Below are 25312 nucleotides of genomic sequence, written 5' to 3'. Positions count from 1 at the left end.
TAAAAGCTTTTAAATGCCTTGATGTTTAACTTCAATTTACACATTACAAATACTTTAAGCACTCGTAAAAACATAATAAATGAAGCTTAGGAAGTGTATTTTTGTAATTTCTTTTCGCTTAAGCGGTAAAAATCTAAATGTATTGTAAATTTGAACGATAAAAAATAAATCTGTGTTTCAAGAAACCGACCAACAAAAAGTTTTTTCAATTTTATTTAAGGGTGTTTCCGAAGGTGTTTTGGTAGTGAATCAAGACCAAATTATAGTTCAAGTTAATCACTCTGCAGAAGAAATGTTTGGTTACGCAAATAACGAGTTGCTTGGTGAACATTTAAATGCGCTTATTCCTAGTCGAGTTCATGCTAAACACGATGCTTATTTTAAGCTTTTTATGGAAAAAGGCGAAAGCCGAAAAATGGGTGTAGGGCGCGACTTGTTTGGTGTTAAAAAATCAGGTGAAAAATTTCCAGTTGAAGCAGGATTGAGCCCATTTAACTACAAAGGTGAAAGCTTTGTACTATCGCTTATAACAGATATTAGTGTTCGAAAAGAAAACGAAAAAGAAATTGCAGAATTAAACCAAGCTTTAGAGAGAAAAGTAGACCAACGAACGCAAGAACTCAAAGAAACTGTAGATAAATTGTACGAGTTTAACAGAGACTTAGAGCTAGAAATAAAAAAGCGAAAGCAAGCTGAAACCAAGATAAAAGATTCTTTAAAAAAACAAAAAGAGTTAAACGATTTAAAAACCAAATTCCTGTCTTTGGTTTCTCACGAATTTAAAACACCCTTAAGCGGTATTTTATCTTCTGCAACACTCATTGGGAAGTATCAAAAAGAAGAACAACAACCCAACAGAGAAAAACACCTGACAACCATAAAAAACAAAGTACATTATTTAACCAATATCTTAAACGATTTTCTTTCAATAGAGCGCCTTGAGTCTGGAAAAGTAAACTATAAGTTCGAAGAGTTTAGTCTAGTTGGCTTGGTTAATGAAGTAGTTTATTCGGCAAATATTAATCTTAAAAATGGCCAAGATATTATTTACCAAAAAGACCTTGAAGATTGCGTAATGAAACAAGACAAAAGTGTTTTAGAATTAGTGCTCACCAATTTGTTAGGAAATGCTATTAAATATTCAGGGGAAGACACTTTAATACATTTTAATATTAAAAAAGAAAACAATAAAGTTTATTTCGAAGTAAAAGACCAAGGCATTGGGATACCTAAAAAAGATCAAAAACATATATTTGAACGCTATTTTAGAGCGGAAAATGCAATACTTAACCAAGGAACAGGAATAGGATTGAACATTGCAAAAGTACATCTGGAAAACTTAGGTGGTAAAATGAACTTTACCAGCGAAGAAGACAAAGGCAGTGTTTTTTCTTTTGAAATACCAATAAAATATGAGTAAAAGAGTACTTTTAATTGAAGATGACAAAACGGTAAGAGAAAATACCGAAGAACTTTTAATGCTTTCAGACTACACCGTTTTTACTGCTAAAAACGGAAAAGAAGGAGTAGAAAAAGCAAAAAGTGAATTACCTGATATTATAGTTTGTGATGTAATGATGCCAGAAATGGATGGCTACGACGTCTTAACAAACCTAGCACAAGATGATACTACATTAGAAATTCCATTTATTTTTCTTTCGGCCAAAACAGACCATAAAGATGTTAGAAAAGGAATGGAATTGGGCGCAGACGATTATCTAACCAAGCCTTTTGAAGAAGAAGATTTGATTAACGCCATAGAAAGTAGAATTGCTAAAACAGACATCTTAAAAGCAAAACGATCTGAAAAAAAGTCTGAGATCAAGCAAAACTTAAATATCGAGCATTTTAAGGAGCGCTTAAAGAATTTTGCCACCAAGCGCTACACAGCTGGAAGCTATGTTTACCAACCTGGTGAAGCAGCAACAAACCTTTATTTAATTAAAAATGGAGTAGTTAAAACTTTTCAAATAGACGATTCTGGAAAAGAATTGATTACAGGTCTACACAAAGTAGATTCCTTTTTTGGAAATTTAATTTTTAAAAAACCCGTAGAATATAAAGAATTTGCAGCAGCATTAGAAGATGCAGAAATACACTGCATACCCAAACAAGAAGTGCAATCTTTCTTGGAAGATAATCACCATGTTTTGTATGACATTATAGACTTGTTAGATGAAAATTTGGAAGAAACCAAGCACCAATTATTAGATATGGCTTACAGCTCTGTTCAACGTAAAACGGCTCAAACTATATTATTATTTACAGAGCGTTTAAAACGAAACAAATTGAGTCAAATTCGCATTTCACGTTCAGATTTAGCGGCAGTTGCTGGAATTGCTTCCGAAAGTTTAATCAGAACGCTTTCTAAATTTAAAAAAGAAGGCATTTTAGAAATTGAAGGTAGAAACATAAAAATCATTGATTTTGATGCTCTGGAGAAGATAAAATAAGAAATCATCTTAGATTGATAAAAATCATTTTTTAAAACTTCATCCGCCAATACATTTGTAGAAATTTTGAGTTTCTACTACAGATGAATATTTTAATGCTTACCGACTTTTCTACTAATGCGCGTCACGCACATCAGTACGCATTAGAATTATATAAAGACCATGATGTAAACTTCTTCTTGCTGCATATCAAAAAACCATGCTTAAACTCCCAAAAATGCAGTGGGAAATGCAAGTTAGGATTGCATCAAAAATTGATGAGCGATGCAAAAGACTTAGTTAAGATTAATCAACAAGCTCCACCAAAAGCAGTTTTAGTAGAAGGAAGCTTTATTGAAGAAATCCGTGCAGCAGTAATTAAACATAATATCGATATATTAGTAATTGGGGCGAAAGGAAAATCTGCTAAAAATCAAAATGCAATAGGAAGTTATACTCAAGCCATTGCTACCAAAGTAAAATGCCCTGCTTTAATTGTTTTTGAAAACACGTCTGTAGTAAAACCGACATCTGCTTTGTTTCCGGTAAATTACACAGACGCATTGTACCCAGCTTGCTTAAATAAACTAAAAAACTTACCCGTTTGGAAAGGTTTATCACTTAAAATATTAGAATTAAAACCATTGACAACGGCTGAACATTTGGTGCTAAGCTCCAAACAAATTTTAGAAAACACTTTAAAAAAACAAAGTTTCGAATTTATAAACTTAGCCAAGCAAGAAGATTCGGTTACCAAAGAAGCAACAAATTTTGATTTGTTGGTTTTTGCGGCGAAAAACCTAAGTGTAGGAAACAAAGTTTTTTCTGAATTAAAACAAAATAAGGAAGCTTTACATTTTAAAACTCCCTTATTCATTTTACACGCTTAAAATAAATACTACTTAATTTTAAAGGTTATAACTGGTCTTTTAGCATGATTTACTAAGTGTTCACTTAGGCTGCCATTTAGTAGTCTAGAAATTCCTTTTCTACCATGAGTTCCAATACCAATCATGTCTGCGTTAATTTTCTCAGCATAATTTAAAATACCATCTTCTGTATTTTTATCATTGCGTACAATAATATCAAAATGCTCATCATCAATGGCTTCTTTAAACTTGTCAATTTGCCCATCAATATGGTCAGAAGTTCTAAATTTTCCAACCGTATTAATAAAAACAGTTTTCATTTTTACTCCCATTTTTTTCGAAAATTTGAGCGCATTTTGGTAAGAACCAACTGTTTCAAGTGCTAGATTAGTAGCAAATATCAAGTGTTCGGCCTTAAAATCTTCAGCTTTATTCTTAATTACCAATACAGGTATTTCAGAATAGCGCACAACTTTTTCTGTGTTAGAACCTACAAAAACTTCTTTTAAGCCTTCTGCTCCGTGAGATCCCATAATAATCAAGTCGCAATCATGTTTTTTGCTTACCTTCATAATTCCGTCAAAGGCTTCATTAAATTCAACGGTTTCATGAACTTTAATTCCTTTTAAGTAATCTTTTTTCATGGCTGCAGTAAATTTTTGGTGAGCCAATTTCATGAAAAAGATAGATTCAGGTAAATCGTTACTGGTGTTTGCTTGCGTAGGGTCAATTAAGTCTAGTGGTAAATCTAGAAGGTGTAATAAGAAAATTTCAGCATTGTGTTTTTTCGCAATATTGGCTGCAATTTTCAATGCATTTTCTGCAAGCGGTGAAAAATCGGTTGGTACGAGGATTTTTTTCATTGTTATTTAAGTTTAATTAAAATTACAAAAAACTATTCATTTTACCCTGAAAAACACATCTATTTTTTGTTTGATAGCTAATAATTTGGCTGTCAAAGAATATCGTAGCATAAAAGTTTTTCAAAACCGTAAATTATACTTAAATTTGCAATCGATTTTTAGAATTGGAGGAAGAGGGGACAATTTGTCCCCTCTTTTTATAACTATGAGTACATTAATTAATAAAGCCAAAATTTACCTTGACGAAGCACTGGAAGAAAATCCACAGTTGTTTGTGGTTTCCTTTGATGTAAACGCAGCCAACCACATTAAAGTGGTGATTGACGGTGACCAAGATGTATCTATTTCAGATTGCATGGCAGTGAGTAGAAAAATTGAACATCAATTAGATCGAGACGAAGAAGATTTTTCTGTTGAAGTTTTGTCTTTTGGTGTAGGCGAAAAATTGATGTTCCCAAGGCAATTTATAAAAAACGTAGGTAGAAAATTGGAAGTTGAAACTGCCGATGAAAAAATTAAAGCAGATTTAGTTGAAGCAACCGAAGATGGCATTGAATTGCAATGGAAAGCAAGAGAACCTAAGCCAGTTGGCAAAGGGAAGCATACGGTAGAAAAAGAGCTAAAACTAGCTTATCAAGAAATAAAACAAGCGAAAGTGATGATAATATTTAATAAATAAGGATATGGAGAATATCGATTTAATTAATTCCTTTTCAGAATTTAAGGACGACAAATTTATAGACCGAGTTACCTTAATGGCCATTTTGGAAGAAGTGTTTAGAGCTGCTCTAAAACGCAAATATGGCGAAGATGATAATTTTGATATTATTATAAATCCAGATAAAGGAGATTTAGAGATTTGGAGAAACCGTATTGTTGTTAATGATGGAGAAGTAGAAGATGGCAACAAAGAAATATCCTTAGCCGAAGCAAGAAAAATTGAACCTGACTTTGAAGTAGGAGAAGATGTTTCTGAAGAAGTGAAATTAGCGCATTTAGGAAGAAGAGCAATCTTGTCTCTTCGTCAAAACTTAATTGCTAAAATTCATGAGCACGATAACACGAATATCTTTAAACAATTCAAAGATTTAGAAGGGGAGATTTACACTGCAGAAGTCCATCACGTTCGTCATAAAGTTGTTATTTTAGTTGATGATGACGGAAACGAATTAGTTATTCCTAAAGAACACCAAATTCCTAGAGATTTTTACAGAAAAGGAGACTCCGTTCGCGGAGTAATTCACAGTGTAGAGTTGCGCGGGAATAAACCATCTATAATCTTGTCAAGAACTTCTCCAGTATTTTTAGAGAAGTTATTTGAACAAGAAATACCAGAAGTATTTGACGGTTTAATTACCGTAAAAGGATGTGTTCGTGTTTCAGGAGAAAAAGCAAAAGTTGCTGTAGACACCTATGATGATAGAATAGATCCAGTTGGAGCTTGTGTTGGAATGCGTGGCTCCAGAATTCACGGAATTGTACGTGAATTAGGAAACGAAAACATTGATGTAATAAATTATACAACCAACAAACATTTGTACATTACCAGAGCTTTAAGTCCTGCTAAAATTGCTTCATTAACAGTTAATGAAGAAAACAATACCGCAGAAGTGCTTTTAAAGCCAGAAGAAGTTTCTAAAGCAATTGGCCGTGGTGGCCATAACATTAGATTAGCTTGCCAATTAACCGGTTTCGAAATTGAAGTAATTCGTGAAGGATTGTCTGAAGAAGATGTTGAACTTACTGAGTTTACAGACGAAATTGAAACCTGGATCATCAATGAATTTAAGAAAATTGGTTTAGATACAGCAAGAAGTATATTAGAACAAGATCTTCAAGATTTAGTTAGACGAACTGATTTAGAAGAAGAAACAATTGAAGAAGTAATTAGAATTTTAAAAGAAGAATTTGAAGATTAGCAATTTCAGCTAATCTTTATGTATTTTTGGACTGCAAATTAGAGAGCAATATATGGCGGAAGCAAAAAAAATAAGGTTAAATAAGGTTTTACGAGAGTTTAATATTTCTTTAGACCGGGCTGTAGAATTTCTTAATTCTGAAGGTTACGAAATTGAAGCTAGACCTACTACCAAAATTTCTGACGAAGTATATCAGGTACTTTCTGATAATTTCGAAACCGATAAGAGTAAAAAGGTAGCTTCAAAAGAAGTAAGCGAAGAGAAAAAGAAAGAGAAGGAAGAAATACGTCTTGCCAGAGAAAAAGAACTTCAAAAAATCAAAGATGCTGAAGCCGCCAAAGCCAAAGCTCGAGAAGAAGAAATTATTAAGGCAAAGGAAAAAGCTAAACTTGCAGGACCTAAGCAAGTAGGTAAAATAGACTTGGATAAAGACAAAAAGAAAAAAGAAGCTCCTTCAGATACAAAAAAACCTAAAGAAGCGGCTAAAAAAGAAGAATCCAAGGAAACTAAAACGCCTAAACAAGATAACAAACCACAGGCGCAAAAACCTAAACCACAAGACAAGAATACTCCTAGTCAACCTGCTAAACGTAAAGAAGCCGAACCTGGAGATGTAACGGAAACCCACGAAACTTCATACACGAAGTTAAAAGGACCAAACTTTACTGGTGAAAAAATTGATCTTGATCAATTCAAGAAAAAGAAAAAACCAGAAGAGAAGAAAACAACTTCTGCTGCAGACCAAAAGAAAAAACGCAGAAAACGCATTACTAAAAACCCGAATGCAGGAAGAGGTGCTTCAGATAATAGAAGAAACACCAAAGGCAAAGCTCGTGGACCACAAAAAACAACTCCAAAAGCTGAGCCTACAGAAGAAGAAGTACAAAAACAAATTAGAGAGACGCTTGAAAAACTTCAAGGAAAAGGTGGCAAAGGAAGAGGCGCTCGCTACCGTAAAGATAAAAGAGATCAACACAAGCAAAAAACACAACAGGAACAAGAACAACAAGAACTAGATAGCAAAGTACTTAAAGTAACAGAATTTGTTACAGTTAACGAAGTATCTACCATGATGGACGTTCCCGTTACCAAAATTATTTCGGCATGTATGTCTTTGGGAATGATGGTAACCATGAACCAACGTTTAGATGCCGATACATTAAGTATTGTTGCAGAAGAATTTGGATATGACGTAGAGTTTGTTTCTGAAGAAATTGAACCTACTACCGAAATTGTTGAAGAAAATCCAGAAGATTTAGAACCTCGTGCACCAATTGTTACCGTAATGGGTCACGTAGACCACGGTAAAACATCCTTACTAGATTACATTAGAGAAGAAAATGTAATTGCAGGTGAAAGTGGTGGAATTACCCAACACATTGGAGCTTATGCAGTAGAGTTAAAAGACGGACAAAAAATATCTTTCTTAGATACACCAGGTCACGAAGCCTTTACGGCAATGCGTGCTCGTGGGGCAAAAGTAACCGATATTGCTATTATTGTAGTAGCAGCAGACGATGACGTGATGCCGCAAACCAAAGAAGCAATTGCGCATGCCCAAGCAGCAGAAGTGCCTATCATTTTTGCGATTAATAAAGTAGATTTACCAACGGCTAATCCTGAAAAAATTAAGGAAAAGTTAGCAGCAATGGATTTATTGGTAGAAGATTGGGGTGGTAAAATTCAATCGCATGATATTTCTGCAAAACAAGGAACAGGCGTTGCAGAATTATTAGAAAAAGTACTTTTAGAAGCAGAAATATTAGATTTAAAAGCCAATCCGAATCGTTTAGCGAAAGGAACGGTAGTGGAAGCATTCTTAGATAAAGGTAGAGGTTATGTGTCTACTATTTTAGTACAAACAGGAACTTTAAAAGTAGGAGATTACTTACTTGCAGGAACAACTTCTGGTAAAATTAAAGCCATGCAAGATGAACGTGGCAACCGAGTTGAAACAGCTGGACCATCTACACCGGTTTCTATTTTAGGTTTAGACGGTGCGCCACAAGCTGGAGATACCTTTAAAGTAATGCAAGACGAACGTGAAGCTAAAGATATTGCAGCTAAACGTACGCAGTTAATGCGGGAACAAAATGTGCGTACACAGAAACACATTACCTTAGATGAAATTGGAAGACGTATTGCTTTAGGAGATTTCAAAGAATTAAACGTCATCTTAAAAGCAGATGTAGACGGTTCTGTTGAAGCCTTAAGCGATAGTTTACAAAAATTATCTACCGAAGAAATACAGGTGAAAATTATACACAAAGGAGTTGGAGCCATAACCGAATCTGACGTATTGTTAGCTTCTGCATCCGACGCTGTAATTATCGGATTTAATGTTAGACCTGCAGGTGCTGCAAGACAGTTAGCAGATAAAGAAGAAATAGACATCCGAATGTATTCTATTATATATGATGCTATTAACGACATTAAAGATGCGATGGAAGGCATGCTTTCTCCTGAATTGAAAGAAGAAATTACAGGTAATGCTGAAATTAGAGAAACCTTTAAGATTTCTAAAGTTGGAACCATTGCTGGTTGTATGGTAACTTCTGGTAAAATTTACAGAAACTCCAATATTCGAATTATCCGTGATGGAATTGTAGTACACTCTGGAACTTTATCTACCTTAAAACGTTTTAAAGACGATGTAAGAGAAGTAGCTAAAGGTTACGATTGTGGTATGCAAATTAAAAACTACAACGACATTAAAGAAGGCGATATTATAGAAGCGTATCAAGAAGTTGAAGTAAAGAAAAAGCTGAAGTAAGTTCAATTTCAGAATTTTAAATCATATGTAAAAGCCGTTTCATTTTTGAAACGGCTTTTTTTATGAATTTATGGTTTAAACTCATTTGAAAGTAACATCATATTTATTATTAGATATCTAGGTACTTAGTCCTAGACATTTTGTTATGGTATTTGCCATTTACACCAGTCAGGAACGTATTTTAAAAGAACTTGATTGCGTGACATGTAAAATACCAATTCGTATTATAGAAAACTTCAAGAGACATGAAAAAAATAAACAGTAAGCAACTTGGTTTATTGCTTTTTGTGGCAGCACTTTTGCTAACGCAAGTAAGCTTAGGTCAAGCTTCTGCCGGTGAACTAGGTAATGCGCTTGGTTTTTCTGAAACCGTAGATGATGTTCCAGAAGCACCCATTAGTATGTTTATAGGAATGACAGCACTAATAGGAAGCTATTTGGGATTTAGAAAACTGAAGGCTTAATTAACTCGTTTATATGTAGAAAAAGGAGCTCGAAAAAGCTCCTTTTTATTTGTTAAAAGCTCAAAACACGTAGAGTTTTACTTATTTTTTTGCTGTTTCCTATGTATCGAATAAAAAATTACAATCGCTACAATTAATACGAAGGCTACTAGATAAAACCAGTTTTCGCTTAAAAATTCTGCGAGAATAAATTCATAATCATCTGGTAAGGTTTCTTGTTTAGGTAGTTCACTTTGCATAATTTTCAATTTATAAATTATTTAGGTAATTCCCTAGTAAATCTCGAAACTGATTGCCATCAGTAAATCGATGCTTGCTCAATTTTTGATGCGCAGTTAACGCCCAAAGTACCAATTCCATATAAAAATAGGTTTCATCTTCATTTGCATCTTTCACATGTTTTTTTACAAATGCTACTAAAGGTTCAATTTGTAAAAGCTCTGATTTGTATTCATCGTCAGAAACATGGTCGAATAATTCAACTTGATTGCCTTCATAAAACCATTCCAACAATTCTTTATACGGAGCTTTGTCGCTTTCTTTTTCTAATTTTTTGAGTGGAGGAAAGTAATTTTCATGCTGTTTTTTTATGGCATCTTCTAACAATTGAAAAGCAACATGATCGGCTCCTGCTTGTTCACCTTCATATAATAATTCAACTTTTCCAGTAATGGAAGGAATAATTCCTACAAAATCAGATAAGCGTACTTGGGTAGATTTTTCGCCATTAGCTAAAGCTCTGCGTTCTGCTGTACTAATTAAATTTTGATAAGCAGTAATACTCAACCTTGCACTCACGCCACTTTTAGCATCTACATATTCGCTTTCGCGAGCTTCAAAACTAATTTGTTCTAATAAATCTTTTGCAATTTCAGGAACGCTAACCATTTGCTGAGCTGTGTCTAATTTAGCTTCTTGCTGTGTAATGGTTTTGGCAATTTCAATTTCTTTTGGGTAATGCGTTAAAATTTGAGATCCAATACGGTCTTTCAACGGAGTTACTATGCTACCGCGATTCGTATAATCTTCTGGATTGGCTGTAAATACAAATTGTAAATCCAATGGCAAACGCAATTTGAAACCACGTATTTGAATATCGCCTTCTTGTAAAATATTAAACAAGGCAACTTGAATTCTAGCCTGTAAATCGGGAAGTTCATTTATCACGAAAATACATCGGTGTGCACGCGGAATCATTCCAAAGTGAATTACGCGTTCATCGGTATAATTCAATTTTAAATTGGCTGCTTTAATCGGATCGATGTCGCCAATTAAATCGGCTACAGAAACATCGGGAGTTGCTAATTTTTCAAAAAAACGATCGCTTCTATGCAACCAAGCAATGGGAGTTTTGTCGCCATGCTTTTCAATTTGTTCTTTGGCAAATCGTGAAATGGGCTGCAAAGGGTCATCATTGATTTCAGAACCTTCTACAACGGGAATGTATTCGTCTAATAAATGAATTAAATTCCGAGCAATTCGGGTTTTGGCTTGGCCGCGTAAACCCAATAAATTAATGTTGTGCCTAGAAAGTATGGCACGCTCCAATTCAGGAATTACAGTGTTTTCGAAACCATGAATACCTTCAAAAGCATTTTCTTTATTTTTAATTTTTTGAATTAAATTCGACCGTAATTCATCCTTTATATGTTGAGATTGATAGCCAGCTGCCTTCAATTCACCTAGGGTTTTTATATTCTTGATTTTCATATTATCGCATTCTTTTTTTTCGGTTGTTTTCGTAATCTTCAAAAATCATTTCGCCCAAACCTTCTAAACCTGCATAAATGGCTTTTCCGCGATTAGAAGCTGTAAATTCTTCTACAAATCTTCGTAAATACGGGTCGGAAGTAATCATGAAAGTAGTAATCGGAATATTTAATTTTCGGGATTGTGCAGCCATATTGTAGCATTTTTCAGTAATAAACGGATCCAAACCTGCGCTGTTTTTGTAGTAACTTCCGTCAGCCATTTTTAAGCAACTCGGTTTTCCATCGGTAATCATGAAAATTTGCTTGTTGGCATTTCTTTTTCTTCTTAAAATATCCATTGCCAATTGTAATCCTGCCACGGTATTGGTATGAAAAGGACCAACTTGTAAATACGGTAAATCTTTAATTTTAACTGGCCATGCATCGTTTCCAAAAACAATAATATCTATGCTGTCTTTTGGATAGCGTGTAGTAATTAATTCGGCCAAAGCCATCGCTACTTTTTTGGCAGGTGTAATTCGGTCTTCGCCGTACAAAATCATGCTGTGGCTAATGTCTATCATTAAGACTGTGCTCATTTGGCTGTTATGCGAAGTTTCCTTGACTACCAAATCGTCTTCGGTAAGTTGAAAGTCGCTAATTCCATGGTTTACTTGCGCATTTTTAATGGAATCGGTCATGGAAATTTTATCTAATGCATCACCAAATTGATAATCGCGCAGAACACCTGTTTCTTCGTCACCGGATCCAGTATATTTGGTTTTATGTTGTCCGGATCGTGTTTTTTTCAGTTTTCCGAAAATTTGCTCTAAAGCTCTTTTTCGAATGGCTTGTTCGGTTTTATCTGTAATTTTTAAACCGTTTTTTCCATCGGGTTGAACTTCTTCTCTTAGATATCCTTTCTTTTTTAAGTCTTCAATAAAATCGTCTAAACTATACTCGTCTGTAGTTAGTTTGTATTCTTTATCCAGCTGTTTTAGCCAGTCCATCGCTTCATCAAAATCGCCAGAAGTGTAGGTGATGAGTTCTTTAAATACTTCGAATATGCGATCGAATTGAGATGTGTTTTTCTCTTCAAATTGACTAAAGCGAAAACCTGTAGAATTAAAATCTTTTCTCATAGCTTAAAAATAGAAGTATTTGAACGAATACTGAATAACTAATTGTTAAACTGCGGCTAAATTTTAAGCTGAAAAGCTAAGGGGTTTTTGTTAAAAAAAAAACAGTGAGTTAAGCAGAAGCATCTTGCTCTATTTTGGCTTTAGCAACATACTTGTTTTTGAATTTATACACCAAAACACTCGAGCGAATTAACATCCATACAAAAAAGGCAATCCATATTCCATACAGCTTCAAATTAAAATAATCTGCTATTAATAAGCTAGGAATGAAGCCTAGAAAAGTAGCCACTAACAATAGATTTCTTAAATATTTAGCTTCCCCCATTCCTTTGAAAATTCCATCGAACATAAAAGCAATTGCATTTACAGGTTGCATGATTAAGACCATCCAAAAAACACTTTCAAATAAACGCAGTACGTTTTCGTCTTTATTGAAAATCAATCCGATTTCAGTGTAAAAAAGACTGCAAATAATACCGAGCAGAATTGCAATTCCAACCGCATATTTGCTGATGTCTTTGCTTAAATTCCATAGTTTGAGATAAGCTTTTTCTCCCAATAATTTTCCACCAATGGCATTTCCTGCATTGGCATAACCATCTATAAAAAAGGAAAAAAACAACCAGATATTCATTAAAATACTTTGCGCTGCAATATGAGAATTGCCATACCCAGTAGCGTAGGTGTTGGCTAAGTAAATAGCAATATTGAGTGATAATGTTCGGATAAATAAATTGGCGCTCATTAATAAAAGCGGTTTCATTTCTGGATTAATCGTGAAACTCAATTTTAAATGAAAAGGTGTTTTTTTGAAAAAGAAATACAATGCCATGAGCAGCATGACTAACTGTGCAGCAAGACTTGCCCAAGCAGCTCCAGCAATATGAAATCCTTCAAACCAGCCTGTTATTCCGTAGACTAAAACGTAATTTAAACCAATGTTAACCGTTGCACCAACCAAGCTACATTTCATGGCCCACAATGTATTTTGAAGCCCACGAAATACTCCAAAAATAGCAAACGTAACCAAAGTAAGATGAAAGCCCAACGCACGAATTCGGTAATAATCTACAGCATAATTCAATATCAAACCTTCAGCTTTATAAGCGCTAAAAATAAACTCTGCTAAAAGTGCTGTGCTGAAGTATATAAGTAAACTGAGCATAAAATTAAACAGAATAACTTGTGGCACTAATGTTTTTACACTGTTAATTCGCTGTTGACCCAAACGCTGTGAAACCACTGCTGAAATTGCGGTTTTGGTTTGTGCGATAATCCAAATTATAGCCGAAAGAAAAGACCCAACGATGCCTACCGCAGCCAAAGCTTCAACAGGATTTTCTTGAACATTTCCAATGATGGCAATATCGGCTAAAGAAATTAAGGGTTCAGCAATACCGGCGATAATAGCTGGGACAGCTATTTTATTGATCTCTTTAAAACTTACTTTTTGGGTTTTATAATTCATCCAAGCAACGTTCTAATGCCATTCCACGCGAACCTTTAATTAAAATTGTTTTGTCTTTAAAGACATTCTTTTTTAAGTAATTGGATACATCTTCAAATTTCTGAAATGCAATAACAGGATGATTTAATTTTTGATTGGCTTCGTAAAAGGCTTCACCACAGACCAAAACATCTTCAAATTGAAGTTGATTCGCCAGTTCAATAATGTGTTGGTGCTCTTTCATGGAATCTTCACCAATTTCAAACATGTCGCCTAAAATAAGTACTTTATGTTCGGCATCTAGACCATGAAAGTTTTCTAAAGCCGCTTGCATACTACTTGGGTTAGCATTGTAAGCATCTAATAAAATAGCGTTGTTTTTGGTTTGAAGCAGTTGTGAACGATTTTCTTCCGTCATAAAACTTTCAATTCCTTTTTTAATAGCATCTGTTGGAACTTTAAAATAAGCTCCAATTCCAATAGCAGCAGCAATATTTTTAAAGTTATAGGCGCCTAATAGTTTGCTTTTAATTTGCTGGTTTTGATAACTCACCACTACTGTTGGATGTGTTTTTACCAATTCTACTTCACAATCTGCAGAATTAGCCCCAATGCTAAATCGTTTTGCTTCTTTTGTTTTTTCTACTTGTAAATCATCATCTGCGTTGATGAAAAGGAAGCCTTTATTTGCTATGATATGTCGGTACAATTCAGACTTGCCTTTTATAACACCTTCAATACCACCAAAGCCTTCTAAATGAGCTTTACCAAAGTTAGTGATGTATCCATAATCAGGTTCCGCTATTTTACAAAGTGCAGCAATTTCTCCTTGGTGATTGGCTCCCATTTCTACAATTCCGATTTCGGTTTCTTTATTGAATGACAACAAGGTAAGCGGAACACCAATGTGATTATTTAGATTTCCTTGCGTGGCTTTGGTGTTGAATTTTTGTCGAAGCACACTAAAAATCAATTTTTTGGTAGTTGTTTTTCCATTGCTTCCTGTAATGGCAATAATAGGTAAGCCCAAATATTTCCGATGAAAGTTGGCTAATTCTTGAAGACATTTCAGCACGTCATCACAGTTTAAAAAATGTTCATCTTTAAGATTTGCATCGTCTACAACGGCTAGTTTGGCTCCTTTTTTTAAAGCTAGATGAGCATATTCATTTCCATTAAAATTAGCTCCCTTTAAAGCAAAAAAGATAGAGTCTTTTTCAATTTTACGCGTGTCTGTTGAAACTCCTCTACTGTTTAAAAAATGCTGATGTAATTTTGAAATATCCATAATTCTACATTGCTGAGTATTAAAAAAGCCCAAACATAAAGAATGGGCTTAGTGTTAAGTATTGGATAACTTAGATTATTTTCTAGTTCTCCCTTTTTGATCTGATTTAGCCCCAACTTTAGACATTGCATTTCTAAAGCCTATATAATCGGTTGCCATATGTTGTGGGTAATATCTTCTCTGAGCTGGATCTAACCAATATGCTCTATCTCTCCAAGAACCACCTTTGTACACTCTTACTTTGTCATCAATAAGTGTTGTACGGTTGTTACTTTCGTCTTTCTTTCTTACTAAGTTATCTGTGTTTGGATTTACAGTTACTTCGTTTTCAGGAGAGTTGTACATTTTATTTTCAACATTAGTTGAAGATTGATCAAAATAAATAGAAGATTGTTTGTCTCCATCTCTATAATCTACATTGTAACTTTCGTCAAACTGAGTACGCATGTAGGTTTCATTTTCATCAATAGGTTGTTTTTTAATTTCACCAGGTAAATTTACCGCTACAATTTTAGCATTAGGCAAAGTGTCGTAAACTACTTCAGAAGCATCTAAAACTTTTACTGTTCCGTCGTCGTTGATTACGTTTTTGGTGTATACATTACCACGGTAATAGTTAAAATCGTTATATTCATTATCTACGGTAGGTCTGTAAACATCGGCTACCCATTCTGCAACGTTTCCAGCCATGTCATACAATCCATAATCGTTTGGTTCAAAAGTTTTTACTTCAGCTGTAATGTCAGCGCCGTCGTCACTCCATCCGCCAATTCCACCATAATCTCCAGAACCTTGTTTAAAGTTTGCTCTTTGGTCTCCTAAAGATTTTCTACTTTCAGAACGAGTGTAGCGACCATCCCAAGGATATTTTTTTCTACCACGGTAAGAATTAAAATCGCGAATAGAATTTTGTCCTAATGCTGCATATTCCCATTCTGCTTCTGTTGGTAAGCGGTAATCTGGTAATAAAACACCATCTTTTTGCTGTACAAACTTATCACGGCGTTCACCGTTTTCGTCTTCATATCCTTTTTTGTCAGATTTTCTTCCACCTAATAACTTTTCTTCGTCTCCACCATAAACTTGAGTAGGTGTATTCACGTAAGTTTCTGTGGTAAATATAGAAGTTGGGTCTGTGCTTGTTCTTGCTTCTAGACTTGTGTAGCCTTCTCTTTCTAAACGTAATTCGTTAACTCGGTCTGTTCTCCATTTGCTAAATTCCACAGCTTGTACCCAGTTTACACCTACAACAGGATATTTTCTGTAAGCAGGATGTCTTAGGTAATTATTGGTCATGTTTTCGTTAAAACCAAGTGGATTTCTCCAAACCAAGGTATCAGGAACAGCACCGTAATAAATATTTCTAAAATTAGATTCTGAAGGTGGAAAAGTCTTCTTCAACCAATCTAAGTATTCTAAGTACATTAAGTTGGTAACTTCATGTTCATCCATATAAAAAGATTGAACGTGTTGCTGAGTAGGGGTGTTGTTCCAATCCTTCATCGGATCATCCTGAACTTTACCCATGGTAAAAGTTCCGCCTTCCACAAAAATTAAATTTGGTCCAGGCTCCTGTTCGCGATAGTCAGTTTGATATTCAACACCGCCTTCGCCACCGCTTAAATCCCAGCCAGTTGCGCTAGAATACTTGTCTTCGTTTTGAAAAAGAGAACAACTTGTTACACTTCCAACAATAACTAAGAAAAGGGATAGTTTCCAAAAAGATATACACTTCATAATGATAATTTTATCCTAAAAATAGGCTCGCAATATACTAATTAACGATGTAAAATCAAGTTTATTTTTAATAATTAGAGATTGTCTTTATATTTTATTCAAATAAAGTATTTTTGAACTAAAATAATACGCGAGCCTTGTTTGCGTTATCTTGATATAACTTTTGCATGGGAATGAAAAAAATCACTTTACTTATACTATTAATGAGTTGTTTTGTTGGCTTTGCTCAAAACCAACAAATTGATTTAAAATGGAATGATCAGGAAAACATTTCTTCAGATCCAGAAAAGCCCGTCTACATTCCAAGTTTTAATGCAGATTTTCGCCAATATGACTTAGCTGAAGAAAAGTTGATGTATGTGCGCAATTTTGATGGTACCGTATTCTACGAAATTTCAAATCCAGTATTTGAAGATGTAAATGAAAATCTACTTGAAAATATTAAGCTAGAAAATTCAGATTTCAACTATCAATTTAGCATTGCAAATGCACGTGGCAAATCAAAAACCATTCTTGAATTAAATCCTTTTCGAAAAGTTAACAATCGCGTGCAGCGCTTAGTAAGTTTTACACTTAATACCGTTTCTTCTCGTCCTAATACCTATGCGAAAAACAAAAATCAAGACCAAGTACCGCCAGTTGTAAATTCTGTATTAGAAAGTGGTAAATGGCGAAAGTTTTACGTTGAAAAATCAGGAATACACCGCATCGATTTTAACTTTTTACGAAGTCTAGGTTTTACGCAAGACGAAATCAATCCCAACACACTTAAAATTTATGGTCACGGCGGGCAAATGCTTCCTTTAATTAATGCAAATACACCAGAAAAATTTTACGATTTACCTGAAATTCCGCTTCAACTTAATCTGGCCAATCCCAATTCTTTTTCACAAGGAGATGATGCGCTTTTTTATGCTGAAGCTACCGATGGGAATTACTCACCAGAAAACGAAACTCACCTAAACCTATATGCAGACCGTGCTTATTATTATGTTACCTTTAGTGGTGGACAAGGAAAAAGAGTTGAGCCTGCTGTTGAGCCAACAGCAAATCCAAACCTTGTAATTTCAACTTTTGATGATTCTAGGTATTATGAAGTAGATGAAACATCCCTTTCTTTAGTTGGTAGACGCTGGTTTGGAGATCGTTTTGATATTACTACTCAACGGGATTACAGCTTTAATTTTCCAAACTTAGTAACTACGGAGCCTGTTGAGTTAAATATTTTGTTAGGCGGGATTTCCATTAGTACAACTTCAATGACGGTTGGTGTAAACGGAGAATTTCTAGGGAATGCTACCATACTTTCTACAGGAAGAGATTTGCCATCTAGAGGAGCTAGTTTCAATAGAGTATTAAATGTAAACCAAGATGACATTTCTATTTCCTTAACTTACAACAAACAAGGTAATCCGGCGGCTAGAGGCTTTTTAGATTATATTCGCTTAGAAGCGGTTAGGGAATTATCGGGAACCAATAACAACCTACAATTTACTTTTCAGAAAAATGATATAGATACGCAAATTGGTGTTGGTGAATATGTAATTAGCAATGCTAGTAGGATTAGCCAGGTTTGGGATATTACAGACATGCATCAAGTTAGTTCTTATCAAAATGAAACCAATCAAGCTAGCTTTTCTTTTAAAGCTAATTTAGGTGAACAAAGAAAATATCAAGCTTTTGTTCCTTCAGATGCATTTACGCCTTTAATAGACCAAAGTAATAAGAATGTAAGCAACCAAAATTTAAAAGGAACAATTTTAACCAATGCCCAAGGTCAATTTGAAGATATAGACTACTTGGTGATAACGCATAGTGATTTTTTAGCTCAAGCTAATCGATTGGCCGATTTAAGATCATCAACAAGCAACCTAACTTCGCGTGTGGTATCTTTAGACCAGATTTATAACGAGTTTAATTCTGGAAAACAAGATATTGCTGCAATTAGAAATTTTATCAGATACATTTATTACAATGCATCTTCTCCAGAAAACCGCCTAAAATTTGTTGCTTTAATAGGAGATACTTCTGTAGACTACAAAGACCGTTTGCAGGACAATAACAATATTGTTCCAACATTTCAAAATTTAGGTAGTTTTGCAACTACTGTTAGTTCGTTTATGTCAGACGATTTTTACACCATGATGGATCCGAGCGAAGGCAACATGAGTGCTAATAATTTAATGGATTTGGCAATTGGTAGAATTGTTGCAGACACACCGCAACTTGCAGACCAAATGATTACTAAAATTGAAGAATTTGAAAGTAGACCTTCTTATGCAAGTTGGAGAAATAACTTCTTGTTGATTTCTGATGACGTAGATTTAAGTTGGGAACACCAACAAATACAAGTACAATTGGATAATTTGGGAGATCAAATTTCATTGAATAAACCCAATATTAATGTAAAGAAAATTCATGCAGATGCATTTCAGCAAATTTCTTCGGCAGGTGGCGATCGGTATCCAGAAGTGAATAAAGCCATAACAGACCAAATTGAATTAGGAGTTTCTGTAGTGAACTATTTTGGGCACGGCGGCGAAGAAGGTTTAGGCCAAGAACGCTTAGTAACTGCAGAAAATGTGCAATCTTGGCGAAACCCGCTCAGGTACAATGTGTTTGTAACGGTTACTTGTGAATTTACAAAGTTTGATAACCCGTTGCGAATTACCGCAGGCGAATTATGTTATCAAAACCCACAAGGCGGACCTGTTTCTATGATTACGACCACGCGAGCCATTGGAGTTGGTGCGGGAGTTAGTTTTAACAATGTACTTGCTCCTTTTTTATTCGATTATGATGAAGTTGGTTATACTGTGGGTGAAGCGGTAATGCAAACTAAAAACAATTTGGGTTCAGATGGAAAAAGAATCGTCTTTTATCTGGGTGATCCCGCACTAAGATTGCCTTATGGTGAACCACAAATTCGTTTAACTACGCTAAATAATCAACCTTTTGCTCAATCAACGGATACCTTAAAAGGATTAAGCAGAAATAAAATTACTGGAGAAATTGTAAATGCTAATGGAGATCGAATGACCAATTATAGTGGAAGTTTAAGCACCACTATTTTCGATAAACGCATTGATCGCTCTACTCTAGCAAACGATGGTACTACTAATAATAATGGTGAAATATTGGTTTTAGATTTTACTACTTTAGGCGAAACCCTTTTCAAAGGTCAGTCTACTGTTGCTGATGGAACTTTTGAAGTAGAATTTATCTTGCCAAAAGATACACGTGTTCCAGTAGATAACGGTCGGATTAGTATGTACGCTGTTCGAGACAATATTTTAGAAGACCAAGTTGGCCACTCCAATGAAATTCTAGTAGGCGGAATCAATGAAGATGCACCCGAAGATAATGAAGGTCCACTTATTCAGTTGTTTATGAATGATGAAACTTTTGTTGATGGCGGAATTACAGATAGTTCACCGTTTATATTAGCCAATTTAGAAGACATGAGTGGCATTAATACCGCCGGTGGAATTGGTCACGATATTGTAGCCATTTTAGATGAAGACGATGAAAATCCGGTTGTGCTTAACGAATATTACGAGGCAGAAGCAGACGATTTTACTCGCGGTACAGTTTATTATCAATTACGCGATTTGGAAGAAGGTCCGCACGTCTTGCGATTTAGGGCTTGGGATACCTACAACAATTCTTCCATAGCAGAAATCCATTTCACCGTTTCTAGCGAAGAAGAGTTAAGCGTTACACGTGTTTTAAATTATCCAAATCCATTTACAGATTATACAGAATTTTGGTTTAACCATAACCGTCCATTCGAACCTTTAGAAGTGCAAGTGCAAGTATTTACGGTAACAGGGAAAGTGGTTTGGTCTCAAAACCAATTAATCAATACCGATGGATTCTTGTCCAGAGACATTACTTGGGATGGAAGAGACGATTTTGGAGATCGAATAGGAAAAGGAGTTTATGTATATAAATTAACAGTTCGCTCAACCTTAACCAATCATAAAACAGAAAAATACGAAAAACTCGTCATTTTATAGTCTCAAATAAAACCTATATTTGCAAACATTTTAGAAATTTATGAAGAAGATTTTTTTACCCCTAATAGCTTGTTTCTTACTTACTCAAACAACATTTAGTCAAACAGAACCCGTAAGACCAATTACTACAGCTGTTCCTTTTTTATCTATTGCAGCAGATGCACGTTCTTCAGCTATTGGAGACCAAGGTATTGCTACTCCGGTAGACGCATTTTCACAACAATGGAATCCAGCAAAATTTGCTTTTTCGGAAACCAAACAAGGAGTTGGATTTGGTTATACACCTTATTTAAGAGAATTGGTAGACGATATTAATTTAGGTACACTTACCTACTATAATCGCATCAACGAGAGAAGTTCATTTTCTGGTAGTTTGCGTTATTTTGGTTTAGGTGGAGTAGAATTAAGACAAACTGCTGATCAAGTTGCAAGAGAAGTAGAGCCTAACGAATTAGCAGTAGATGTAAGCTATGCTTTACGATTGAGCGAAAATTTCTCCATGGCAGTAACCGGACGCTATTTGCGTTCAGATTTACGAATACCATCTGAAGGCGGACAAGATGCATCCGCTGCCAATAGTTTTGCAGCAGACATTCATGCGTTTTACCGTGGTCCAGTTAAAGCATATCAAGATTTTGCTGGGAGATGGAGAGCAGGAGCGGCCATTACCAATATTGGACCAAAAATTAGCTATTCTAACTCAACTGAACAAGATAATTTTATACCCACCACATTTAAAATTGGTGGAGGCTTCGACTTTATTTTAGATGATGCCAACCGAATAGGTGTTTATTTAGAAGCTAACAAACTTTTAGTGCCTACGCCGCCAGATATTCCAGAGGATGCAACTAATCAAGAGAGAAATGAACTCGCGGAAGAATATAGGTCTCAAAGTCAATTTGGAGCTATTTTCTCATCTTGGAACGATGCGCCTGATGGTTTGTCTGAAGAATTCAAAGAAGTAATTTGGTCTTTAGGAGCCGAGTATTGGTATGAAGATAGTTTTGCTATTCGAGCAGGATATTTTTATGAAGCTCCAGAAAAGGGATTCAGACAATACGCCACGTTTGGTTTCGGATTCAAATACACATCTGTTATTATTGATGCCTCTTACTTATTTTCAACAGCACAAGGAGTTACCAATCCGCTAGAAGGAACTTTACGTTTCTCTATTTCATTTAATATTGGAGAAAAAGCTTACGTAGAATTTTAATTATTTGAATGGAAAAAAAGCAGATTACAACCGAAATTGAAATTTATGAAGATGTAAGCGAACTTCCAGCTGCAGTGCAGCATTTAATGCAAAAAGCCAAAGAAGTAAGAGCAAATGCTTACGCACCTTATTCTCAATTTTTAGTTGGTGCAGCTTTGTTGTTAAGCAATGGAGAAATAGTGAGCGGTAGCAATCAAGAAAATTCTTCATATCCTTCTGGATTGTGTGCAGAACGAACTGCAATTTACGCTGCGGGAGCTAACTTTCCAAATCAAAAAATACTGCAAATAGCCATTACGGCAGGTCCTAGAGAACGAGCAAATACTGTTCCTGTTCCGCCTTGTGGCGCGTGCCGACAAGCCATTGCAGAATACGAACAAAAGCAAAAGCAACCCATCGAAGTTTATTTTATGGGTAAATCTGGAAAAGTGTGTAAAGTAGCATCTTTATTAAGTTTACTTCCCTTAGCTTTCGATCGTCATTTCTTGTAGTCTGATAACGAAAACGGTTTCGTGATTTATAGTCTTATTATAAATCTTAAAGTGTTTTCAATTCTTATTTATTATATTACTTTTGTAACTCTGTTTTTTTGCCATAAGCTAGGTTTTTAGGCTTTATTGCTAAACAGTTTGATAAAAGTATTAAAACAAATTGTGAGATGAAAAAAATCACCAAAGAGACTTACCTAAATTGGTACGAAGAAATGTCCTTCTGGCGCAAGTTTGAAGATAAACTTGCTCAAGTTTACATTCAGCAAAAAGTAAGAGGTTTCTTACATTTATACAACGGGCAAGAAGCTATTTTAGCCGGTTCTTTACATGTTATGGATTTAACAAAAGACCGAATGATTACAGCTTACCGAAATCACGTTCAGCCTATTGGTATGGGTGTAGATCCCAAACGCGTAATGGCAGAATTGTACGGTAAAGGAACAGGAACATCGCAAGGTTTGGGCGGTTCTATGCACATTTTTTCTAAAGAACATCGTTTTTATGGTGGTCACGGAATTGTTGGTGGTCAAATTCCACTAGGTGCAGGTCTAGCTTTTGCAGATAAATATTTTAAAAGAGACAGCGTAACTTTATGTTTCTTAGGAGATGGTGCAGCAAGACAAGGTTCTTTACACGAAACCTTCAACATGGCCGTAAATTGGAATTTGCCTGTAGTTTTCTGTGTAGAAAATAACGGTTACGCTATGGGAACTTCTGTGAAACGTACAGCAAGTCACGAAGACATTTGGAAACTCGGATTGGGTTACGAAATGCCATGTGGACCAGTAGATGCCATGAATCCTGTTAAAGTGGCCGAAGCCTTAGATGAAGCTATAGATAGAGCACGCTCTGGAAAAGGACCCACTTTCTTAGATTTAAAAACCTACCGCTACCGTGGACATTCTATGAGTGATGCACAAAAATACAGAACCAAAGACGAAGTAGAAGAGTACCAAAAAATAGACCCAATTGCGCAGGTAAAAGAAACTATTTTAGAGAAAAAATACGCAACTGAAGATGAGTTGAAAAAAATGGATAAGAAAGTGAAGGAACGCGTTAAAGAATGCGAAGAGTTTGCTGACGATTCTGATTTTCCAGAGAAAAATGTAATGTACGACGTTGTATACGAACAAGAAGACTATCCTTTTATTCCACATAAATTATAATATCTTATGGCAGAAGTAGTAAACATGCCTAGACTTAGCGACACCATGGAAGAAGGTGTGGTTGCTAAGTGGCTAAAACAAAAAGGAGATAAAGTAGAAGAAGGTGATATTTTAGCAGAAATTGAAACTGATAAAGCCACCATGGAATTCGAATCTTTTCATGATGGTACTTTACTGCATATTGGTATTGAAGAAGGAGAAGGCGCACCAGTAGATTCACTTTTGGCTATTATTGGCGAAGAAGGTGAAGATATTAGCGACCTTATTGAAAATGCCAATGCAGAAAATAAAGAATCTTCTGATGATGATAAAGAAGAAAAATCTTCTTCAAAAGATGAAGAAGACCAAGACGAAGACTCTGCAGATCATGATGAAGAATCTGGAATTCCTGATGATGTAGAAGTAGTTACAATGCCAAGATTAAGTGATACCATGGAAGAAGGTACCGTGGCAACTTGGTTGAAAAAAGTTGGTGATACAATTGAAGAAGGAGAAATTCTTGCTGAAATTGAAACTGATAAAGCTACTATGGAGTTTGAATCTTTCTACGCAGGCGAATTACTTCACATCGGTATAGATGAAGGCGAATCTGCTCCTGTAGACGATGTTTTGGCTATTATTGGACCAAGCGGTACAGATGTAGATGCGGTTCTCAAATCGATTAAGTCGGGTGGAAGTTCAGCTAAAAAAGCTTCAAAAGATAATAAAGATAAAAAAGAGAAAACTGAAGATGAAACTTCAAAAGAAGATTCAAGTTCAGAAAGCTCTTCAACGAAGAAAAAAGACGGCGAACGTATTTTTGCATCTCCATTAGCGAAGAAAATTGCTGAAGACAAAGGATATGATTTAGCTGAAATTGAAGGCACAGGCGAAAACGGAAGAATTGTAAAGAAAGATGTAGAAAGTTACAAGCCAAAAGCTTCAAGTGCAAAAGAAGAGCAACCTAAAGCGGAAGATAAAGCTTCAGCAAAAGAAGAAAAACCAGTAGAAACTTATGTTCCAGCTGGAGAAGAGTCTTTTGAAGAAGTGAAGAATTCGCAAATGCGTAAAACTATTGCTAAACGTTTGTTAGAATCTAAAAACTCTGCTCCACATTACTACTTAACCGTAGAAGTAAATATGGATAATGCAATGGTTTCTCGTAAGCAAATTAACGAAATGCCAGACACTAAAGTATCGTTTAACGACTTGGTAATTAAAGCTTCTGCAATGGCATTGCGTAAACATCCGCAAGTTAATACACAGTGGAAAGACGATGTTATGCGATATGCAAAACACATTCACATTGGTGTTGCTGTTGCAGTAGATGAAGGCTTGGTAGTTCCTGTTTTAGAATTTGCAGACCAACAAACGCTTAGTCAAATTGGGAATAATGTAAAAAGTTTAGCTGGAAAAGCGAGAAATAAAAAACTACAGCCACAAGAAATGGAAGGCAGTACGTTTACGGTTTCTAATTTAGGAATGTTTGGAATTACAGAATTTACCAGCATTATTAATCAGCCTAATTCTTGTATTTTGTCAGTAGGTACTATTGTAGAAAAGCCTGTTGTTAAAAACGGAGAAATTGTAGTAGGAAACACCATGAAGTTAACTTTAGCTTGCGATCACAGAACAGTAGATGGCGCAACTGGAGCTCAGTTTTTACAAACTTTAAAAACCTATTTAGAAAATCCAGTAACCATGCTGGCATAAGCTCAATTAAAATGCACTAACAAAGCCTGCACATTCGCAGGCTTTGTTGTTTAAAAAAACTTCCTAAAAGATAAGCTGTGAAAATAGCAGAAAGATAAATTCATTT

18 protein-coding genes are annotated in these 25312 nt (G+C 35.2%); 12 read left to right on the top strand and 6 right to left on the bottom strand.

Going from position 1 to position 25312, the window contains the following annotated elements; all coding sequences use genetic code 11:
* The first annotated feature begins 172 nt into the window (after positions 1 to 172).
* From IEV72_RS01135 to IEV72_RS01125, 3 genes are all read left to right on the top strand, one after another.
* Positions 173 to 1420: a PAS domain-containing sensor histidine kinase gene (locus IEV72_RS01135; RefSeq protein ID WP_188457236.1), complete on the top strand. Its 1248-nt coding sequence runs from the start codon at positions 173 to 175 to the stop codon at positions 1418 to 1420.
* On the top strand, positions 1413 to 2453 hold the full coding sequence (locus tag IEV72_RS01130) for a response regulator (RefSeq protein ID WP_188457235.1): 1041 nt from the start codon (positions 1413 to 1415) through the stop codon (positions 2451 to 2453). Before IEV72_RS01135 ends, IEV72_RS01130 begins: the two co-directional genes overlap by 8 nt.
* An 83-nt stretch (positions 2454 to 2536) precedes the next feature.
* On the top strand, positions 2537 to 3322 hold the full coding sequence (locus IEV72_RS01125) for a universal stress protein (protein ID WP_188457234.1): 786 nt from the start codon (positions 2537 to 2539) through the stop codon (positions 3320 to 3322).
* Between the two features lie 8 nt (positions 3323 to 3330).
* On the opposite strand, the gene IEV72_RS01120 is transcribed toward IEV72_RS01125, so the two are convergent.
* Positions 3331 to 4164 carry a universal stress protein gene (locus tag IEV72_RS01120; protein ID WP_188457233.1) on the bottom strand — a complete coding sequence of 278 codons (834 nt, stop codon included), beginning with the start codon at positions 4162 to 4164 and terminating at the stop codon, positions 3331 to 3333.
* Positions 4165 to 4369: 205 nt separating this feature from the next.
* Between IEV72_RS01120 and rimP the strand changes: the two genes are divergently transcribed.
* The 4 genes from rimP (at position 4370) to IEV72_RS01100 (ending at position 9320) form a co-directional block, all read left to right on the top strand.
* Positions 4370 to 4843: a ribosome assembly cofactor RimP gene (rimP, locus tag IEV72_RS01115; protein WP_188457232.1), complete on the top strand. Its 474-nt coding sequence runs from the start codon at positions 4370 to 4372 to the stop codon at positions 4841 to 4843.
* Between the two features lie 4 nt (positions 4844 to 4847).
* Entirely contained in the window at positions 4848 to 6083 is a 1236-nt protein-coding gene (gene nusA / locus IEV72_RS01110; protein ID WP_188457231.1) for a transcription termination factor NusA, read from the top strand.
* Positions 6084 to 6135: 52 nt separating this feature from the next.
* The gene (gene infB, locus IEV72_RS01105) at positions 6136 to 8856 is read left to right on the top strand and encodes a translation initiation factor IF-2 (RefSeq protein ID WP_188457230.1); all 2721 of its coding nucleotides are present in this window, start codon (positions 6136 to 6138) and stop codon (positions 8854 to 8856) included.
* 245 nt (positions 8857 to 9101) lie between these two features.
* The gene (locus IEV72_RS01100) at positions 9102 to 9320 is read left to right on the top strand and encodes a hypothetical protein (RefSeq protein WP_188457229.1); all 219 of its coding nucleotides are present in this window, start codon (positions 9102 to 9104) and stop codon (positions 9318 to 9320) included.
* Positions 9321 to 9569: 249 nt separating this feature from the next.
* Here the strand turns inward: IEV72_RS01100 and IEV72_RS01095 are convergent, their stop codons facing one another.
* The 5 genes from IEV72_RS01095 to gldJ form a co-directional block, all read right to left on the bottom strand.
* A complete protein-coding gene (locus tag IEV72_RS01095) occupies positions 9570 to 11030 on the bottom strand; it encodes a P-loop NTPase family protein (RefSeq protein WP_188457228.1) in 1461 nt (486 codons plus the stop codon).
* A gap of 1 nt (position 11031) precedes the next feature.
* Complete coding sequence (locus IEV72_RS01090) at positions 11032 to 12153, bottom strand: vWA domain-containing protein (RefSeq protein WP_188457227.1); 1122 nt, start codon at positions 12151 to 12153, stop codon at positions 11032 to 11034.
* Between the two features lie 109 nt (positions 12154 to 12262).
* Positions 12263 to 13621, bottom strand: a complete 1359-nt coding sequence (locus tag IEV72_RS01085; protein WP_188457226.1) for an MATE family efflux transporter — start codon at positions 13619 to 13621, stop codon at positions 12263 to 12265.
* A complete protein-coding gene (locus IEV72_RS01080; RefSeq protein ID WP_188457225.1) occupies positions 13611 to 14888 on the bottom strand; it encodes a UDP-N-acetylmuramoyl-tripeptide--D-alanyl-D-alanine ligase in 1278 nt (425 codons plus the stop codon). The genes IEV72_RS01085 and IEV72_RS01080 overlap by 11 nt, the downstream gene beginning before the upstream one ends.
* A gap of 75 nt (positions 14889 to 14963) precedes the next feature.
* Positions 14964 to 16625, bottom strand: coding sequence for a gliding motility lipoprotein GldJ (gene gldJ, locus IEV72_RS01075; protein WP_188457224.1), 1662 nt, complete (start codon positions 16623 to 16625; stop codon positions 14964 to 14966).
* Between the two features lie 173 nt (positions 16626 to 16798).
* On the opposite strand from gldJ, the gene porU reads away from it, so the two are divergent.
* The 5 genes from porU to IEV72_RS01050 all read left to right on the top strand — a co-directional run bounded on the left by porU (position 16799) and on the right by IEV72_RS01050 (position 25206).
* The gene (gene porU, locus IEV72_RS01070) at positions 16799 to 20644 is read left to right on the top strand and encodes a type IX secretion system sortase PorU (RefSeq protein ID WP_188457223.1); all 3846 of its coding nucleotides are present in this window, start codon (positions 16799 to 16801) and stop codon (positions 20642 to 20644) included.
* A gap of 40 nt (positions 20645 to 20684) precedes the next feature.
* Positions 20685 to 21857 (top strand): type IX secretion system outer membrane channel protein PorV, encoded by a 1173-nt coding sequence (gene porV / locus IEV72_RS01065; RefSeq protein ID WP_188457222.1) that lies wholly within the window; start codon positions 20685 to 20687, stop codon positions 21855 to 21857.
* 8 nt (positions 21858 to 21865) lie between these two features.
* Complete coding sequence (cdd, locus tag IEV72_RS01060) at positions 21866 to 22348, top strand: cytidine deaminase (RefSeq protein ID WP_188457221.1); 483 nt, start codon at positions 21866 to 21868, stop codon at positions 22346 to 22348.
* Positions 22349 to 22515: 167 nt separating this feature from the next.
* On the top strand, positions 22516 to 23514 hold the full coding sequence (pdhA, locus tag IEV72_RS01055; RefSeq protein WP_188457220.1) for a pyruvate dehydrogenase (acetyl-transferring) E1 component subunit alpha: 999 nt from the start codon (positions 22516 to 22518) through the stop codon (positions 23512 to 23514).
* Between the two features lie 6 nt (positions 23515 to 23520).
* On the top strand, positions 23521 to 25206 hold the full coding sequence (locus IEV72_RS01050; protein ID WP_188457219.1) for a pyruvate dehydrogenase complex dihydrolipoamide acetyltransferase: 1686 nt from the start codon (positions 23521 to 23523) through the stop codon (positions 25204 to 25206).
* Positions 25207 to 25312 lie beyond the last annotated feature (106 nt).

This window comes from Psychroflexus planctonicus (assembly GCF_014640195.1).
In the GTDB taxonomy this organism is placed as follows: domain Bacteria; phylum Bacteroidota; class Bacteroidia; order Flavobacteriales; family Flavobacteriaceae; genus Psychroflexus; species Psychroflexus planctonicus.
This window is presented reverse-complemented; position numbering and strand designations above follow the sequence as displayed.

Coding starts and splice junctions, on each gene's coding strand:
- IEV72_RS01130 (WP_188457235.1), top strand. CDS start 1,413: ATGAGTAAAAGAGTACTTTTAATTGAAGATGACAAAACGGTAAGAGAA.
- IEV72_RS01125 (WP_188457234.1), top strand. CDS start 2,537: ATGAATATTTTAATGCTTACCGACTTTTCTACTAATGCGCGTCACGCA.
- IEV72_RS01120 (WP_188457233.1), bottom strand. CDS start 4,164: ATGAAAAAAATCCTCGTACCAACCGATTTTTCACCGCTTGCAGAAAAT.
- rimP (WP_188457232.1), top strand. CDS start 4,370: ATGAGTACATTAATTAATAAAGCCAAAATTTACCTTGACGAAGCACTG.
- nusA (WP_188457231.1), top strand. CDS start 4,848: ATGGAGAATATCGATTTAATTAATTCCTTTTCAGAATTTAAGGACGAC.
- infB (WP_188457230.1), top strand. CDS start 6,136: ATGGCGGAAGCAAAAAAAATAAGGTTAAATAAGGTTTTACGAGAGTTT.
- IEV72_RS01100 (WP_188457229.1), top strand. CDS start 9,102: ATGAAAAAAATAAACAGTAAGCAACTTGGTTTATTGCTTTTTGTGGCA.
- IEV72_RS01095 (WP_188457228.1), bottom strand. CDS start 11,030: ATGAAAATCAAGAATATAAAAACCCTAGGTGAATTGAAGGCAGCTGGC.
- IEV72_RS01090 (WP_188457227.1), bottom strand. CDS start 12,153: ATGAGAAAAGATTTTAATTCTACAGGTTTTCGCTTTAGTCAATTTGAA.
- IEV72_RS01085 (WP_188457226.1), bottom strand. CDS start 13,621: ATGAATTATAAAACCCAAAAAGTAAGTTTTAAAGAGATCAATAAAATA.
- IEV72_RS01080 (WP_188457225.1), bottom strand. CDS start 14,888: ATGGATATTTCAAAATTACATCAGCATTTTTTAAACAGTAGAGGAGTT.
- gldJ (WP_188457224.1), bottom strand. CDS start 16,625: ATGAAGTGTATATCTTTTTGGAAACTATCCCTTTTCTTAGTTATTGTT.
- porU (WP_188457223.1), top strand. CDS start 16,799: ATGAAAAAAATCACTTTACTTATACTATTAATGAGTTGTTTTGTTGGC.
- porV (WP_188457222.1), top strand. CDS start 20,685: ATGAAGAAGATTTTTTTACCCCTAATAGCTTGTTTCTTACTTACTCAA.
- cdd (WP_188457221.1), top strand. CDS start 21,866: ATGGAAAAAAAGCAGATTACAACCGAAATTGAAATTTATGAAGATGTA.
- pdhA (WP_188457220.1), top strand. CDS start 22,516: ATGAAAAAAATCACCAAAGAGACTTACCTAAATTGGTACGAAGAAATG.
- IEV72_RS01050 (WP_188457219.1), top strand. CDS start 23,521: ATGGCAGAAGTAGTAAACATGCCTAGACTTAGCGACACCATGGAAGAA.